Genomic DNA, 17,231 nt, shown 5'->3' on the forward strand with positions numbered 1-17,231 from the left:
TCCTTTTTATCTTTCGCTTTTGCGGGGGTCCCCGGGGGGGGGGGGGGGCCCGGGCGGGGGGGGGGGGGGGCCGCCCCCCCCCCCCCCGCGGGGCGGGGGGGGGGCCCCCCCCCCCCCCCCCCCCCGACCTGAGGTGTTTCACCCTAAGGCGTGGGCGCCCCAGGTAGTTCGGGAGGGAACCTTACCCCCGCCGACCTGTCACCCCTTACTCGCCACCGCCGAGGCTGATGACGTTGTAGACCTCGTCCTGCACCGGGGAGATCGGGTAGCCCTCGACCCCGGGGGCCACGACGAGCGACGGCACCGGGCTGGCCAGCGGGACACCGGGCAGGGCGTCCATGATCACCTCGTTGGCGTTCTTGTAGGCGTCCTCCTGCTCCTCGAGCGGAGCGTTGCGGGCGTCCTTGATCGCGTCGAAGACGTCCTGGTCGTCGAAGCCCCACTCCAGCGACTTCGCCCCGAAGAACGTGCCGATGAAGTTGTAGGTGTCGTTGTAGTCACCCGTCCAGCCCAGCAGGTGCAGACCGTGGTTCTCGCCACCCTGGATGGTGTCGATGTACGTCGGGCTCCACGGCTCCGGCGTGGCCGTCACCGTGATGCCGACCTCCTCGAGGTCCGCGGAGACGGCCTCGTAGATCGCGGCGGGGTCCGGCATGTACGGACGCGAGACCTCGGTCGGGTAGTTGAACTCGAGCTCGAGGTTCTCCTGGCCGGCCTCGGCGAGCAGCTCCTTGGCCTTCTCCGGGTCGTAGTCGTAGGTCGTGACGTCGTCGCTGTAGCCCGTCACGATCTCCGGCACGAACTGCGTGGCGGGCGTGGTGCCCTCCGGCAGCGCGGCCTGGACCAGGGCGTCCTTGTCGATCGCGTGGGCGATCGCCTGACGCACGCGGATGTCGTCCAGCGGCTTGGCGGCCTGGTTCATGCCCAGGTACAGGATGTTGAACGCGTCGCGGTCGAGGATGGTGTAGCCGGCCTCCTTGAGCGCGTCGACGTCGGCGGGCGCGACCAGGTCGTAGCCGTCGATGTCACCGGCCTCGAGGGCCTGGCGCCGGGCAGTGCCGTCGGAGATCACCGTGAAGACGATGGTCTTGACGTCGCCGACCTCGCCCCAGTAGTTCTCGTTGGCGGCCAGCGTGACGCTCTCGCCGCTCTTCCACTCCTGGAACGTGTACGGGCCCGTGCCGGTCGGGTGCTCCCGGCCGTACTCGGTGAGCTGCGGCGCGTCGGCCGTGCCCTGGACGTCGTCGGCCCCGAACTCCTCCAGCGCCGTGGGCGACTGCATGGAGAACGACGGCAGCGACAGCGCCGGGATCAGCTCGGGGATCGGCGTGTTCAGCGTGACGACGGCGGTCGCGGCGTCGGACGCCTCGCACGAGTCGTACAGGCTGTCCTCGCCCGTGCCGCCGAAGACGGCCTTGTAGTAGTACGAGAGGTTCTCGTGGGCGGCCAGGCCGGTCCAGTCGTGCCAGCGGTCGAAGTTGGCGCACACGGCCTCGGCGTCGAAGTCCGTGTCATCGTGGAACGTCACGCCCTCCTTGAGGTGGAACGTGTACGTCAGGCCGTCCTCGCTGATGTCCCAGCTCTCGGCGAGCAGCGGGGCGGGGTCGGCGGTACCCGGCTCGACGCCGACCAGACCCTCGAAGATCTGACGGGCGACCCGGAACGTCTCGCCGTCGCTGGCGAACGCGGGGTCGAGCGAGCTCGGCTCCGCCGATCCGGCGAAGACGAACGTGCCGTCACTGCCCCCGCCCTCGCCGCCGTCGGCGTCCCGCTCGCTCGCGACACAACCGCTCAGAGCCACTGCGAGCGCAGTCACCAGGGTGACGCCGCCCGCAAGGCGCGTAGCGCGTCGACGCATGGCACTCTCCTTCCTCGAGCGCACCGGCCGGACCCGGGTTCGGGCACGACGGCGCGCAGACGTTTGCGCCTGACCTTAGGAGCCCTTTCGTTGCTTCCGTATTTCTCCCCAGGACTCGCAATCCAATCGTGACCCTTTTGTTACCGCGGTGTATGTGCTAGTTGGCCGCCGGTTCAGGAAGGCGTGCGCGGCCGTCGCGGCCGGGGATGATGGTGCCGTGAGCGACGACGAACCCGTGTCCTTCGGCTACCGCGACGTGCCCGACGACGGCGGCGCGGCCCGGAGCTGGTGGGACGCCAACGCCGGCGAGTACCTGGACGAGCACCGCGACTTCCTCGGCGACGCCGGGTTCCGCTGGGGGCCAGAGGGCCTGACGGAGGCGGAGGCCGGCCTGCTCGGCGACGTGGCCGGGCGGGACGTGCTGGAGGTCGGGGCGGGTGCGGCGCACTGCTCGCGCTGGCTGGTCTCGCGGGGCGCCCGGGCGGTCGCCACCGACTACTCGGCAGGCATGCTGGCCGGTGCCGCGGCGCTGGACACCGCCACCGGCGTCACCGTCCCGCGGCTCCAGGCGGACGCGCGGGCGCTGCCGTTCGCGGACGGGTCGTTCGACGTGGTGTTCACGTCGTTCGGCGCCCTGCCCTTCGTGCCCGATGCGGAGCGCGTGCACCGCGAGGCCGCGCGCGTGCTCCGTCCGGGCGGCCGGTGGGTGTTCTCCGTGACCCACCCGCTGCGGTGGGCGTTCCCCGACGACCCGACTCGGCGCGGCCTCACGGCGACCCGCTCCTACTTCGACCGCCGCCCCTACGTCGAGACCGACGCCGCGGACCGCGTCGTGTACGCGGAGTACCACCGCACGATCGGTGACCACGTGCGCGACGTGGCCGCCGCGGGCCTGGTCCTGACCGACCTGGTCGAGCCGGAGTGGCCCGACTGGAACACCCAGGTGTGGGGCGGCTGGGGCCCTGAACGCGGCCGCTACCTCCCGGGCACGGCGATCTTCAGCACCCGCACCCCGGCGTAGAACGCCGGCGACGTAGAACCCTGGCGAGATGGAACCGCTGTGGTTCCGTCTCGCCAGGGTTCTACGTCGCGGGTGCGGTCAGTGGCCGGCCTCGTGCCAGGTGGCGCCCGTGCCCACCGAGACGTCCAGGGGCACGGTGAGCTCGAACGCCGCGCCCATCTCGGTGCGCAGCAGGTCCTCGGCCGCGGCCCGCTCCCCCGGCGCCACCTCGAGCACGAGCTCGTCGTGCACCTGGAGCAGCAGCCGCGACGTCAGCCCGCGGGCGTCCAGCTCACGCTGCACGCGCAGCATGGCGAGCTTGATGATGTCGGCCGCGCTGCCCTGGATGGGGGCGTTCAGCGCCATGCGCTCGGCCATCTGGCGGCGCTGCCGGTTGTCGCTCGTCAGGTCGGGCAGGTACCGGCGCCGGCCCAGGATGGTGGCCGTGTACCCGGTGGCCCGCGCCTCCTCGACGACGCCCGCCAGGTAGTCGCGCACACCGCCGAACCGCTCGAAGTAGTCGTCCATCAGGGTCTGCGCCTCGCTCGTGGCGATGTTCAGCTGCTGCGACAGGCCGAACGCGCTCAGACCGTAGGCCAGGCCGTAGGACATGGCCTTGATCTTGGAGCGCATGTCCGCCGTGACGTCCGCGGGCGCCACCTCGAACACCCGCGAACCCACGTAGCGGTGCAGGTCCTCACCCGAGTTGAATGCCGCGATCAGGCCTTCGTCGCCCGACAGGTGCGCCATGATCCGCATCTCGATCTGGCTGTAGTCGGCGGTGAGCAGCGACTCGTACCCCTCGCCCACGCGGAACGCCCGCCGGATCTGCCGGCCCGCCTCCGTGCGGATGGGGATGTTCTGCAGGTTGGGGTCGGTCGAGCTCAGCCGGCCGGTCGCGGCGATGGTCTGCTGGAACGTGGTGTGGATGCGGCCGTCGGACGCCACCGACTTCAGCAGCCCCTCCACCGTGACCCGCAGGCGCGACACGTCACGGTGGGCGAGCAGGTGCGCCAGGAACGGGTGCTCGGTCTTGACGAACAGGTCCTGCAGGCTCGCGGCGTCCGTGGTGTAGCCGGTCTTGATCTTCTTCGTCTTCGGCATGCCGAGCTGGTCGAACAGGACCTCCTGGAGCTGCTTGGGGCTGCCCAGGTTCACCTCCCGCCCGATCACGTCGTACGCCTGCGCCGCCGCGTCCGCCACACCCTGGGCGAACTGCTTCTCCAGGCCGGTCAGGTAGTCGGTGTCGGCGGCGATGCCGATGCGTTCCATCCGCGCCAGCACGCCCGACAGCGGCAGCTCCACGTCGGTCAGCAGGCCGGTCGCGTCCCGGTCGGCCAGCTCGCCGGACAGTGCCTCCGCCAGCTCGGCCACGCCGTGGGCGCGCACCGCCTCGGCCTGCCCCTCCGTGTCGCCCTCGAGCGAGAGGTCCAGCGCACCCTGCGCGCCCTCGGGCTCCGCGACCTTCAGCTCGCGCCCGATGTGCCGCACCGCGAGGTCGCCCAGGTCGTAGCCGCGCTGGTCCGGGTAGCAGAGGTATGCCGCGAGCTCGGTGTCGAACGTGACGCCCGCGAGCTCCATGCCCCGGGCCGCGAGCATGTGGGAGGCCGCCTTGGCCCCGTGCAGGATCTTGGCCGCCCCCGGGTCCGCGAACCAGGCCGCGAGCGCCTTCTCGTCCTCGGGTCCCACCTGGGTGAGGTCGACGTAGACCGCCTCGCCACCGGGCTCCGCGACGGCCACGGCCCAGGCGTCCCCGCCGCCGGGGACGGCCTTGCCCGCCACCTCCACGCCCACGGCGCCGCCGCGGGCGGCGAGCCAGTCGCCGAGCGCCCCGGGTGCGACGTCGGCCAGGTCGATCTCGACGGCGACGCCCGCGGGCGTCTCCTCGGCGGTGCCGCCCGCCGGGTCCACGGCGAGCAGCCGGTCGCGGAGCTGCCCGAACTGGAGCGTGTCCGACACGAGGTGCACGGCCTCGCGGTCGAAGCCCGCCAAGGCGAGGTCGCCGACGCCGAGCGGCAGCTCGACATCGGTCAGCAGCGCGTTCAGCTCACGGTTCACCCGCACCTGGTCCAGGTGCGCGCGCAGGCTCTCCCCTGCTTTGCCCTTGACCTCGTCGGCCGCGTCGAGCAGGGCGGCGAGACCGCCGTGCGCGGTGATCCACTTGGCCGCGGTCTTGGGCCCGACGCCGGGCACCCCCGGCAGGTTGTCGCTGGTCTCGCCGACGAGCGCGGCGAGGTCCGGGTAGCGCTCGGGCGGCACGCCGTACTTGGCCTCGACCGCCTCGGGGTCCATGCGGGCCAGCTCGGACACGCCCTTCTTCGGGTACAGGACCGTGACGTGGCCGTTGACGAGCTGCAGGGCGTCGCGGTCGCCCGAGCAGATCAGCACCTCCATGTCCGCCGCGCGGGCCTGGGTGGCCAGGGTCGCCAGGATGTCGTCCGCCTCGATGCCCTCGAGCTGCACGAAGGGGACGCGCAGCGCGTCGAGCACCTCCTTGATGAGCGGCACCTGGCCCTTGAACGCGTCCGGCGTGGCGTCGCGCGTGCCCTTGTACTCGGGGAACCGTTCCGTACGGAACGTCACGCGGCCCGCGTCGAACGCGACGGCCAGGTGCGTCGGCTGCTCGTCGCGCAGCAGGTTCGTCAGCATCGACGTGAACCCGTAGACGGCGTTGGTGATCTGTCCCGAGCTCGTCGCGAGCGTGTCCGGCAGTGCGTAGAACGCCCGGTAGGCCATGGAATGGCCGTCGATCAGCAGGAGGCGAGGGCGGCCCGGCGCGGGCGTTCCAGGAGTGCGGCTTGGCGCTGTGGAGGTCACGCCTGACAACATAGCCCGCATGACTGACACGAGCGCTTCCGCGACGCCGTCCGAGCCCGGCACCGGCACCGAGATCGACTGGAAGGCGATGTACGCCACCGGCACCGCGGGCACGCTGTTCGAGCGCATGGAGATGGAGCTGCTGGAGCTCGCGCCGGACCGGGCGGTGGGGCGCATCCCGGTGAAGGGCAACACGCAGCCCGCGGGCCTGCTGCACGGCGGCGCGTCGGTGGTGCTCGCGGAGACCCTCGGCTCGCTGGCGGCGCAGGCGCACGCGGGGCCGGGCCGGAACGCGGTGGGCATCGAGGTCAGCGCCACCCACCACCGGGGGGCGCGGGACGGCTACGTCACGGGTACGGCGACGGCGCTCCACCTGGGCCGCACGACGGCGTCCTACGAGATCGTGATCACCGACGACGCGGGCAAGCGGATCTGCACCTCGCGCCTGACGTGCATGATCCTCGGCTGAGCCGGGCCCGAGGGCTCAGCACGCGGCAGGGGCCTCAGCCCGCGCGCGCGGGACGGCGGCCCGACGGCGCACCGCCCCCGACCCGGCGCATGTCGATGGGGCCGGACTCCGTCACGGACCGGGTGCGGCGCCGGCGGGCGATGAGGTCCTCGATACCCCCGCGACCGAACCGCCGGGCGGCGTGCGCGGCGTCCCGGGGCGTGGCGTCGGCCGCGAGGCGGCGCTGCAGGGCGGCGACGGACGCGACGCGGTGGCCTGCCGCGGGGGCGAACCCGAGCCGGGCCAGGAAGCGCTGCACCGCCCGGTTGCCGGGGACGGGTGCCGAGTAGACGTCGACGCACTCGTGCTCGGCCGCGACGTCGGCGGCCGCCCGCAGGAGCGCGTGCCCGACGCCGTGCCGCCGCGCCCGCGGCGCGACGAACAGCATGTCGAGGTAGAGGCTCGGGCGACGCGCGAACAGGTAGGCACCCACGACCCGGCCGAGCACGACGCCGACGACCCGGCCGTCGAGGTCCGCCACCAGCACGTGCCCGCCCGCCGCGAGCAGCACGCTGAGGTGCTCCAGCAGGCGGTCGGTGTCCTGGGCCCCGAGCTGGGCGCCCTCGGGCGAGTCGTCCCGGGCGTCGGCGGCCAGCGCGGCGACGGCGCGCAGGTCGTCCTCGCGCGCGGAACGGATCTCGAGCACGTCTCTCTCCTCCCGGCGGTCTGCGGGGCCGGGCCTCACGGCCGGCCCCGCGCAGACACTAGTCCTCGGTCGGGTGGCGGAAAACATGCGAACCCCGATTTCACCCGCTCTAGGCGTCCGGGCCGACGGCGCACCCGCACGGACGACTCAGGCCCCGACCTGCTCGATGACGGCGTCGGCGACCTCGCGCATGGTGAGGCGGCGGTCCATCGAGGTCTTCTGGATCCAGCGGAACGACTCCGGCTCCGACAGGCCCATCTTGGTCATGAGCAGGCCCTTGGCCCGGTCCACGCGCTTGCGGGTCTCGAAACGCTCGGTCAGGTCCGCGACCTCGGCCTCGAGCGCGCCGATCTGCGAGTAGCGCGAGATCGCGATCTCGACGGCGGGCAGCAGGTCGGCCGGGGTGAACGGCTTGACCACGTACGCCATGGCGCCGGCGTCACGGGCGCGCTCCACGAGCTCGGTCTGCGAGAACGCCGTGAGCAGCACCACGGGGGCGGCGTGGGCCTTGCCGATGCGCTCGGCGGCGGAGATGCCGTCCAGCTCGGGCATCTTGACGTCCATCACCACGACGTCGGGCTTGAGCTCGATGGCGAGGTTCACGGCGGTCTCGCCGTCGCCGGCCTCCCCCACCACGTCGAACCCGGCCTCGCGCAGGGTCTCCACCACGTCCATGCGGATGAGCGCCTCGTCCTCCGCCACGACGGCACGGCGCGAGGGGGTGGCAGGAGCAGCCTCCGGCTCGGCGTCGATCATCGGGGGCAGATCCAGGGGAAGCTTCTCGGTGTTCTCGTCGGTCACGGGGAACATCCTACTTCCCGCACCTGGGCTTGGGGCCCGGTCCTGGGGTGTGGTTCGATAAGCGCCGAGCCGGGTTGGCGGAACAGGCAGACGCGGCGCTCTCAAAAAGCGCTGCCCGCGAGGGCGTGTGGGTTCGAGTCCCACACCCGGCACTCCCGCAGTCACGGCGTCCGAGGCCGCCGGCGGCGGCCTCGGCCCCGGCGCCGGCACCGCTCGGACCGCTCAGACCTCCACCGCGAGCTCCGGCACCGGATTCCGCTCGTAGCGCACCACCTCCAGGCCGAACTCGGCGAGGATCTCCGGGAGCAGGCGCACCACGTCGCGGTCCTTCTCCTGGTTCTCCGGGGGCAGCTGCGACCACGGCACGCCGATCATCGGGTGCACCTTGGCGGCGTCGTCCCGCACGGGCCCGGTACGCCAGCCCTGGGCGACCCGGACCGACTCCCACAGCTCGTGCTCGGCCTCGGCCAGGCGGTCCAGCTCCTCCCCCTCGAACACCACCTCGGGGGCGCCGTCGCGCGGGGCGATGGTCGCGCCCATGCGCGCCAGGCGCGCCGGCAGACCGACCACCCACCCCCGGTTGGAGGCCCGCAGGTCCTCCGGCAGGTCCTCCCAGCGCACCATGGCGGGCACCTCGCCCCAGCCGACGCCGCGCTCGCGCTGGTTGCGCAGGTACACGTGGTGCACCGACCGCGCGATCCGCTCGTACATGTCCGCGTGGGCGCGCGCCTCCTCGCGCTCGACGTCGGCGAGCAGGTCGCGCATGGTCACGGTGCGCAGCCGGCCGTCCAGGTCGTCGAGCACGCGCGAGGCCTCCGTGCCGAACGCGCGCGTGAGCCCCGCGAGGCCGTCCAGCAGGAGCACGAGGGAGCCGGGTCCGCCGTGCCACAGGTTCGTCACGGTGAGGGCGACACGCAGCGACGTGCCCTCGTCGGCGTCGCACACGTAGACCAGGTCGGGCCGCCCGTGGCTGCCGCGGCCGAGCCCGGGCGCGGCGCGCAGCTCGATCTTCTCGGCCACGGGCGACCAGCGGGCCCGCAGCGACTCGACCACCGCCACGGCGTCGTCGGCCATGAGGTCGACCGCCAGGCGCACGCCGTCGCCCGCCAGCTCCCACTCGCGGGCCAGGCCCACCACCAAGGCCTTGGCGAACTCGCCCGAGCCGACCACCGCGACCCGGGTCAGCGGGTCGGGCCCGCCGGGCGCGTCCAGGAGGTGACGTACCTCGCGCGCGGCGAGCGCCTGGGCGGCGATGACGTCGAGCGTGAAGAAGTCCACGCCCGGCTCGGCGCAGCTCAGGTGCCGCGCCTGGAGCGCGACGCCGAGATCCGGGTCGCTGACGTGGGCGTACAGCCGGGCAGGGCCGCTGCCGGCCCGGCGGACGGCCTCCTCCGCCTCGGCCACGGTGAGCACGTTGGCGGTCGCGTCGGTGCTGTCGTCGCCGCACGCGTACAGGACGGTCGCGCCCGGCAGCCCGGCGTCGAGCAGGCCCGAGGCGTCGGCGGCGCGCAGCACGCGGTGCCCGGCCGCCTCGAGCGCGGCGGTCACGGTGTCCGCGGCATCGGTCTGCCCGACGACGACGGCATGTCCCCGCGCGCGCCGGTCCCGCATCCGGCGCAGCTCCCCGGTGAACAGGACGCGGGCCGCCTCGAACAGGGCGTACACCGCGGTGCCGGGGGCGAGGAAGCGGGCGACCTGAAGCTGCCAGGAGAGCTCACCGCCACCGCTGGCGGGGTCGGCGCCCATGACGAAGAGCTGCAGACCCTGGTAGACGACGTCGTACCACGTGCGGCCGGGCTGGTGGTCGGTGTCGAGCGCGAGGCCCCACGAGCCGAGTCCGAGGGAGACGAGCACCAGGGCGGCGAAGCCGACGCGGGTCCAGGGAAAGGTGCGCTTCACGTTCGGAACAATAGCGACATCTCACACCCGGTCGCCGAGGTAGAACCCTGGCGAGACAGACCGGTGGCCGGACGCTGGTCTGCGTCCGGCCACCGTTCGGCGGGTGGCGCCGGTCAGACCAGGGTGCGGCCTTCCGTGTGCGAGCCGATGCGGTGCACCAGGATCGAGTTGGTCGTGCCCGGGACGCCGACCGGCGCGCCCGAGACCACCACGACCGTGTCGCCCTTCTCGGCCAGGCCCTGCTCCTGCAGGGTCAGGTCCACCTGGGCCACCATGGCGTCCACCGTGTCGACCTTGGGCACCAGGTACTCGCTGGTGCCCCACGTCAGCGCGAGCGTGTTGGCCACGTGCTGCTCGGGCGTGAAGGCGAGCAGCGGGATGGACGAGCGCAGGCGGGACATGCGCCGGGCGGAGTCACCGGACTGCGTGAACGTCACGAGGTACTTCACCCCGAGCGTCTCGCCGATCTCGGCGGCGGCCCGCGTGATGGCGCCACCGCGGGTGTGCGGCGTCGAGCCGAGCGGCGCGATGCGCTCCCGGCCGGCCTCCTCCGTGGCCTCGATGATGCGGGCCATGGTCTGCACGGTGACGATCGGGTAGTCGCCGACCGACGTCTCGCCGGACAGCATGACCGCGTCGGCGCCGTCGAGCACCGCGTTGGCGCAGTCCGAGGCCTCGGCGCGGGTCGGCGTCGGCGACGTGGTCATCGACTCCAGCACCTGCGTGGCCACGATGACCGGCTTGGCGTTGCGGCGCGCCATCTCGACGATCCGCTTCTGCACCAGCGGCACCTGCTCCAGCGGCATCTCGACCGCCAGGTCACCGCGCGCCACCATGACGCCGTCGAACGCGGCGATGACCTCGGCGAGGTTCTCCACGGCCTGCGGCTTCTCGATCTTGGCGATGACGGGGACCGTGCGGCCCTCCTCCTCCATCACGCGGCGGACGTCCTCGTAGTCCTTGGCGGACCGCACGAACGACAGCGCGATGAAGTCGGCGCCGAGCTGCAGGGCCCAGCGCAGGTCGGACTCGTCCTTGTCGGACAGGGCCGGCACCGACACCGCGACGCCGGGCAGGTTGATGCCCTTGTTGTTCGAGACGGGCCCGGGGACCTCGACCTCGGTGATGACGCGCGGGCCCTCGACGGCGGTGACGCGCACGCGCACCTTGCCGTCGTCGATCAGCAGCGGGTCGCCCACCTGGGCGTCCTGGGCCAGGCCCTTGTGGGTGGTCGAGACGATCTCACGGTTGCCGAGGATGTCCTCGGTCGTGATGGTGAACGTGTCGCCCTTGTTCAAGAAATGCTTTTCGTCTCCCGCGAACCGGCCGAGCCGGATCTTGGGTCCCTGCAGGTCGACCAGGACGGCGACCGACTTCCCTGCGGCCTTCGCGGCCTCTCGCACGTGTCGGTAGACCGCCGCGTGCGCCTCCTGCTCGCCGTGGCTGCGGTTGATCCGCGCCACGTTCATGCCGGCGTCTACGAGTTCCCGGAGCTTCTCCGGGCTCTCCGTGGCGGGTCCGATGGTGCACACGATCTTGGCTCTGCGCATGTCTCCAGCCTAGGCATGGTGGGCGCCGCAGCGCCCTGTGGTGGTGTACAACTCCCGGAACGGTTCTCGGGTCACGACCGCAGAGCGAGCGTGCGCGGGCGCACCGGGGCGGGCAGCTCGGTGCTGCCCTGCAGGTAGGTGTCGACGGCTGCGGCCGCGGCGCGGCCCTCCGCGATCGCCCACACGATGAGGGACTGTCCCCGGCCCGCGTCGCCGGCCACGAACACACCCGGCAGGCTAGCGGCGTAGTCGTCGCCGCGCGCCACGAGGCCACGATCCGTGATCTCCGCGCCGGTCTGCTCCTCCAGGACGCCGGTCTCGGGACCGGTGAAGCCCATGGCCACGAGCACCAGGTCCGCTGGGATCTCGTGCTCTGTGCCGGGCGCCGGCACGCGGCGGCCGTCGGGGAGGTACTGCGTCTCGGCGACCTTGAGGGCGCGGACGTTGCCGTCGGCGTCCGGCAGGAACTCGACCGTCGAGGCCAGGTAGGTGCGCTCGCCGCCCTCCTCGTGCGAGGTCGAGACCTCGAACAGGATGGGGTCGGTCGGCCACGGCTGGTGCGCGGGACGCTCCAGCGGCGGCTTCTTGCCGATGGCCAGGGTGGTGACGCTCGCGGCGCCCTGACGGAGCGCGGTGCCGAGGCAGTCCGAGCCGGTGTCGCCGCCGCCGATGATGATCACGTGCTTGCCGGCCGCCGACGGGGCGCCCTCGGGCAGCACGTCCGGCGTGCCCGCGGCCACCGCGTGGTTCGCGGGGGTCAGGTAGTCCATGGCGAAGTGGATGCCGGCCAGGTCCCGCCCCGGCAGGGGCAGGTCACGGGGCACGGTGGCACCCGTGGCGACCACGACGGCGTCGAACCGGCGGCGCAGCGCGTCCCAGCTGATGTCCTCGCCGATGGTGACGCCCGGGCGGAAGCGGGTGCCCTCGGCCTCCATCTGGGCGAGGCGACGGTCGATGTGCGACTTCTCCAGCTTGAAGTCCGGGATGCCGTAGCGCAGCAGGCCCCCGATGGCGGGGTCGCGCTCGTAGACGACCACGGTGTGGCCGGCGCGCGTGAGCTGCTGCGCCGCGGCCAGCCCGGCCGGGCCGGAGCCGACGACGGCGACCGTCGACCCCGTGAGGCGCTCCGGCACGTGCGGGGTGACCAGGCCGCGGGCGAACGCCTCGTCGATGATCGAGACCTCGACGTTCTTGATGGTCACCGCGGGCTGGTTGATGCTCAGCACGCAGGACGACTCGCACGGCGCCGGGCACACGCGGCCCGTGAACTCCGGGAAGTTGTTGGTCGCGTGCAGCCGGTCGATCGCGTCGGCCCACTGTCCGCGCCAGACCAGGTCGTTCCAGTCCGGGATGAGGTTGCCCAGCGGGCAGCCCTGGTGGCAGAACGGCACGCCGCAGTCCATGCAGCGGCCCGCCTGCTCCTTGAGGAAGGGCTGGCCCTCCGCCCGGTGGGCGTGCGTGTCCTTCCAGTCCCGCAGGCGCACCTCGACGGGCCGGTTCGGCGGGAGCTCCCGCTCCCGGACCTTCAGAAATCCTCGGGGGTCAGCCACGTGCCACCTCCATGATCTGGTTCCACACGGACGGGTCCCACTGGGACGTGCCCGAGATGTCGGTGCCGGCGGCCTCCGCCTCGGCGAGGGCGAGGCGCACGCGCGCCCAGCCCGGGGGCAGCAGGCGGCTGAACCGCCCGCGTGCCGTCTCGGGGTCGGCCAGGAGCTCCGCCGCGACGGCCGAGCCGGTCTCGGCGTGGTGCCGCTCCAGCAGGCCGCGCACGGTCTCCCAGTCGGCGTCGTCCAGGACGGCGACGGCGAGCTCGCCCGCCTCCAGCGCCGCCTGGTTGACCCGGGAGACCCGCAGGTCCAGGAAGTACGCGGTGCCACCCGACATGCCGGCGCCGACGTTGCGGCCCGTGGGGCCGAGCACCAGCACGGTGCCGCCCGTCATGTACTCGCAGGCGTGGTCGCCCACGCCCTCCGCGACCAGGGTGGCGCCGGAGTTGCGCACACCGAACCGCTCCCCCACGCGCCCGCGCAGGTAGACCTCGCCGGACGTCGCGCCGTAGCCGATCACGTTGCCCGCGATGACGTCGGCGCCGCCGAGGACGGCCGCCTTGTCCGGGCGCACCGCGATGCGGCCGCCCGACAGGCCCTTGCCGACGTAGTCGTTGGCGTCACCGAACAGGCGCAGGGTGATGCCCCGGGGCAGGAACGCGCCCAGCGACTGGCCGGCCGACCCGGTCAGGACCACCTCGATCGTGTCGTCGGGCAGGCCCTCGCCGCGGTACCGCTTGGTCACCTCGTGGCCGAGCATGGTGCCGACCGTCCGGTTCACGTTGCGCACGGGCAGGTCGATCCGCACGCGCTCCCCGCGCTCCAGGGCCGGGGCCGCTGCCGCGACGAGCTGGTTGTCCAGCGCCCGCGCCAGGCCGTGGTCCTGCGCCGTGGTGTGGCGCAGGGACGAGCCCTCCTTGAGCTGCGGCCGCGCGAGCACGGGCGCCAGATCCAGGCCCTGGGCCTTCCAGTGGTCCACGGCCTTGCGGGTGTCGAGCACCTGCACCTGGCCCACGGCCTCCTGGAGGCTGCGGAAGCCCAGCGCCGCCAGGTGCTCGCGCACCTCCTGGGCGATGAACTCGAAGAAGTTCACGACGAACTCCGGCTTGCCGGTGAACCGGCTGCGCAGCTCGGGGTTCTGCGTGGCCACGCCCACGGGGCAGGTGTCCAGGTGACAGACGCGCATCATGACGCAGCCCGAGACCACCATGGGCGCGGTCGCGAAACCGAACTCCTCGGCGCCGAGCAGCGCCGCGACGATCACGTCGCGACCCGTCTTCATCTGGCCGTCGACCTGCACCACGATGCGGTCACGCAGGTCGTTGAGCACCAGCGTCTGCTGGGTCTCGGCCAGGCCGATCTCCCAGGGCGTGCCGGCGTGCTTGAGCGACGTGAGCGGCGAGGCGCCCGTACCGCCGTCGTGCCCCGAGATGAGCACGACGTCGGCGTGCGCCTTGGACACGCCCGTGGCCACGGTGCCCACGCCGAACTCGCTGACCAGCTTCACGTGCACGCGCGCGTCCGGGTTCGCGTTCTTCGCGTCGTGGATGAGCTGGGCCAGGTCCTCGATCGAGTAGATGTCGTGGTGCGGCGGCGGCGAGATGAGGCCGACGCCCGGCGTCGAGTGGCGGGTCTTGGCCACCCACGGGTACACCTTGGGCCCGGGCAGCTGACCGCCCTCGCCGGGCTTGGCGCCCTGGGCGAGCTTGATCTGGATGTCCGTGGCCTGGGTCAGGTACTCCGCGGTCACCCCGAACCGGCCCGACGCGATCTGCTTGACGCGCGAGCGGCGCTCGTCGTCGTACAGGCGCTCCGGGTCCTCGCCGCCCTCGCCCGTGTTGGACCGGCCGCCCAGGCGGTTCATCGCGATGGCGAGCGTCTCGTGCGCCTCGGCCGAGATGGAGCCGTAGGACATGGCGCCCGTGTTGAACAGCTTGACGATCTCGCTGACCGGCTGGACCTCGTCGATCGGCACGGGCTCGCGGTCCGGGCTGAAGCGCAGCAGGCCGCGCAGCGTCATCAGGCGGTTCGACTGCTCGTCCACGCGCCGCGTGTACTGCCGGAAGATGTCCATCCGGCCCGAGCGCGTGGCGTGCTGCAGGCGGAACACCGTCTCGGGGTCGAACAGGTGGTCCTCGCCGTCGCGCCGCCACTGGTACTCGCCGCCCGTGGTCAGGCGCTCGCCCGGCTTCTTGTTGCCGGACGGCGGGTACGCCTCGGCGTGCCGCGCCGCGACCTCGGCCGCGATGACGTCCAGGCCGATGCCGCCCAGGCGCGAGGTGGTGCCGGTGAAGTAGTCGTCGACCAGGTCCTGCGAGAGGCCGATCGCCTCGAAGATCTGCGCGCCCCGGTAGGACATGATCGTGGAGATACCCATCTTGGACATCACCTTGAGCACGCCCTTGCCGAGCGCCTTGATGAGGTTGGCCACGGCCTTCTCGGGCGTGACGTCCAGGTAGCCGCGGCGGGCCAGGTCCTCGACGGTCTCCATCGCGAGGTACGGGTTGACGGCGGCCGCCCCGTAGCCGATGAGCAGCGCGACGTGGTGCACCTCGCGCACGTCACCGGCCTCCACCACCAGCGAGACCCGGTTACGGGTGTGCTTGCGCACCAGGTGGTGGTGCACGGCGCTGGTCAGGAGCAGCGACGGGATCGGCGCCAGCTCGGAGGTGGCGTCACGGTCCGAGAGCACGAGGAAGCTCGCGCCCTCCTCCACGTACCGGTCGACGTCGGCGAAGATCTGCTCCAGGCGGGACAGCAGCGCGGCGCCGCCGCCCGACACGTCGTACAGGCCCGGGATGGTCTCGGCGTGGAACAGGCCCTCCAGCTCCCGGTCGCGCTCGACGTGCACCACCTTGGCGAGCTGGTCGTTGTCCAGCACGGGGAAGCCGAGCACGAGCTTGCGGGCGTGCTCCGGCAGGTCGGCCAGCAGGTTCGGCTCCGGGCCGATGGCGCTGCCGATGGCCGTGACCAGCTCCTCGCGGATCGCGTCCAGCGGCGGGTTGGTCACCTGCGCGAACATCTGCGTGAAGTAGTCGAACAGCAGGCGCGGGCGCTGCGACAGCACCGCGACCGGGGTGTCGGAGCCCATGGCACCGAGCGGTTCGCCGCCGGTGGTCGCCATCGGCGACAGGATGACCTTCAGCTCCTCCTCGGTGTACCCGAAGGCCCGCTGACGGCGGCGCACCGACGCCGGGCTGTGCGCCACGTGCTCACGCTCGGGCAGCTCGTCGAGGTGGACGGAGTGCTCGCGGATCCAGTCCCCGTAGGGGTGGCGGGCGGCGAGGCCGGACTTGACCTCCTCGTCCTCGACGATGCGGCCGGAGCCGGTGTCGACGAGGAACATCTTGCCGGGCTCCAGGCGGCCCTTGCGGACCACCGTGGCGGGGTCGATGTCGAGCACGCCGGCCTCGGAGGCCAGCACGACCAGACCGTCCTCGGTGACCCACCAGCGCCCGGGGCGCAGGCCGTTGCGGTCCAGCACGGCGCCGATCAGGGTGCCGTCGGTGAACGTGAGGGAGGCGGGGCCGTCCCACGGCTCGATGAGGTTCGCGTTGTACTGGTAGAAGGCCCGCAGCGCGGGGTCCATCCCGGTGTTGTTCTCCCAGGCCTCCGGCACCATCATCAGCACCGAGTGCGGCAGGGAGCGGCCCGACAGGTGCAGCAGCTCCAGCACCTCGTCGAAGCTGGCGGAGTCGCTCGCACCCGGCGAGCACACCGGCTGCAGCGGCTTCAGGTCGCCCAGCAGGTCGGACTCCATGGTGCCCTCGCGCGCCGCGACCCAGTTGCGGTTGCCGCGCACGGTGTTGATCTCGCCGTTGTGGGCCAGCAGCCGGAACGGCTGGGCCAGCGGCCACGACGGGAACGTGTTGGTGGAGAACCGCGAGTGGACCAGCGCGAGCTCGGTGGCGTACCGCGGGTCCGACAGGTCGGGGAAGAACGGCTCGAGCTGCGCCGTCGTCAGCATGCCCTTGTACGTCAGGGTGCGGGCGCTGAGGGACGCGAAGTACAGGCCCACCTCGTTCTCGGCGCGCTTGCGCAGGCGGTAGCAGCGGCGGTCCAGGTCGATGCCGGACAGGCTCCGCGAGGGGTCGGCCACCACGATCTGGCGGAACACGGGCATGGACGCGCGCGCCGTCGGGCCGACGATCCCGGCGTCCACCGGCACGTCGCGCCAGGCCAGCACGTCGAGCTTCTCCTCGGCGGCCAGCGCCTCCACGCGGCGCACCACGGCGTCACGCTCGGCGTCGTCGGTCGGCAGGAACGCCGTGCCGATGGCGTACATGCCGGCGGGCGGCAGGTCGACGCCCACCACGTCGCGGACGAACGCGTCCGGGATCTGGGTCAGGATCCCGGCGCCGTCGCCGCTGTCCTCCTCGGCGCCCACCGCACCGCGGTGGTCGAGGTTCAGCAGGGCGGTCAGCCCGGCGTCGACGATGTCACGCCCGGGCGTGCCACGCAGGGTCGCCACGAAGGCGACGCCGCACGCGTCGTGCTCGGCCGCCGGGTCGTACAGGCCGCCGTCCGTCCTCTGCGCGGGCAGCCCAACCTTCTGTGCAAGCAACGGCTTGGTCATGGGTCCTCACAGGCGCCCGGCACGCC

The 17,231-nt window shown here is 72.6% G+C and carries 10 protein-coding genes and 1 tRNA gene; 3 read left to right on the forward strand and 8 right to left on the reverse strand.

The features are described 5' to 3' along the window. Window positions 1-205 precede the first annotated feature (205 nt). Window positions 206-1,858: an ABC transporter substrate-binding protein gene (locus tag ACIG47_RS07990; RefSeq protein ID WP_397417328.1), complete on the reverse strand. Its 1,653-nt coding sequence runs from the start codon at window positions 1,856-1,858 to the stop codon at window positions 206-208. A gap of 217 nt (window positions 1,859-2,075) precedes the next feature. Here ACIG47_RS07990 and ACIG47_RS07995 point away from each other — a divergent pair, with 217 nt between their 5' ends. After that, window positions 2,076-2,879: a class I SAM-dependent methyltransferase gene (locus ACIG47_RS07995; RefSeq protein ID WP_397430362.1), complete on the forward strand. Its 804-nt coding sequence runs from the start codon at window positions 2,076-2,078 to the stop codon at window positions 2,877-2,879. 78 nt (window positions 2,880-2,957) lie between these two features. Here ACIG47_RS07995 and polA read toward each other — a convergent pair whose 3' ends face one another. After that, window positions 2,958-5,696, reverse strand: coding sequence for a DNA polymerase I (gene polA, locus ACIG47_RS08000; protein ID WP_397430363.1), 2,739 nt, complete (start codon window positions 5,694-5,696; stop codon window positions 2,958-2,960). Between the two features lie 67 nt (window positions 5,697-5,763). On the opposite strand from polA, the gene ACIG47_RS08005 reads away from it, so the two are divergent. After that, window positions 5,764-6,144, forward strand: coding sequence for a PaaI family thioesterase (locus ACIG47_RS08005; protein WP_397417336.1), 381 nt, complete (start codon window positions 5,764-5,766; stop codon window positions 6,142-6,144). A gap of 34 nt (window positions 6,145-6,178) precedes the next feature. Here ACIG47_RS08005 and ACIG47_RS08010 read toward each other — a convergent pair whose 3' ends face one another. Both ACIG47_RS08010 and ACIG47_RS08015 read right to left on the reverse strand, forming a co-directional pair. Continuing rightward, entirely contained in the window at window positions 6,179-6,829 is a 651-nt protein-coding gene (locus ACIG47_RS08010; RefSeq protein WP_397417322.1) for a GNAT family N-acetyltransferase, read from the reverse strand. Window positions 6,830-6,976: 147 nt separating this feature from the next. Then, the gene (locus ACIG47_RS08015) at window positions 6,977-7,630 is read right to left on the reverse strand and encodes an ANTAR domain-containing response regulator (protein ID WP_253838962.1); all 654 of its coding nucleotides are present in this window, start codon (window positions 7,628-7,630) and stop codon (window positions 6,977-6,979) included. A 68-nt stretch (window positions 7,631-7,698) separates the two neighbouring features. On the opposite strand from ACIG47_RS08015, the gene ACIG47_RS08020 reads away from it, so the two are divergent. Beyond that, window positions 7,699-7,782, forward strand: a tRNA-Leu gene (locus tag ACIG47_RS08020). A 70-nt stretch (window positions 7,783-7,852) separates the two neighbouring features. On the opposite strand, the gene ACIG47_RS08025 is transcribed toward ACIG47_RS08020, so the two are convergent. The 4 genes from ACIG47_RS08025 to gltB form a co-directional block, all read right to left on the reverse strand. Further along, window positions 7,853-9,529, reverse strand: a complete 1,677-nt coding sequence (locus tag ACIG47_RS08025) for a RyR domain-containing protein (protein ID WP_397430364.1) — start codon at window positions 9,527-9,529, stop codon at window positions 7,853-7,855. 113 nt (window positions 9,530-9,642) lie between these two features. Next, window positions 9,643-11,079 (reverse strand): pyruvate kinase, encoded by a 1,437-nt coding sequence (gene pyk, locus ACIG47_RS08030; protein WP_397417317.1) that lies wholly within the window; start codon window positions 11,077-11,079, stop codon window positions 9,643-9,645. A 71-nt stretch (window positions 11,080-11,150) separates the two neighbouring features. Then, on the reverse strand, window positions 11,151-12,629 hold the full coding sequence (locus ACIG47_RS08035) for a glutamate synthase subunit beta (protein ID WP_397430365.1): 1,479 nt from the start codon (window positions 12,627-12,629) through the stop codon (window positions 11,151-11,153). Beyond that, window positions 12,622-17,205 (reverse strand): glutamate synthase large subunit, encoded by a 4,584-nt coding sequence (gltB, locus tag ACIG47_RS08040; RefSeq protein WP_397430366.1) that lies wholly within the window; start codon window positions 17,203-17,205, stop codon window positions 12,622-12,624. Before gltB ends, ACIG47_RS08035 begins: the two co-directional genes overlap by 8 nt. Window positions 17,206-17,231 lie beyond the last annotated feature (26 nt).

The sequence above is a fragment of the Promicromonospora sp. NPDC052451 genome, from assembly GCF_044547525.1.
GTDB lineage: Bacteria > Actinomycetota > Actinomycetes > Actinomycetales > Cellulomonadaceae > Promicromonospora.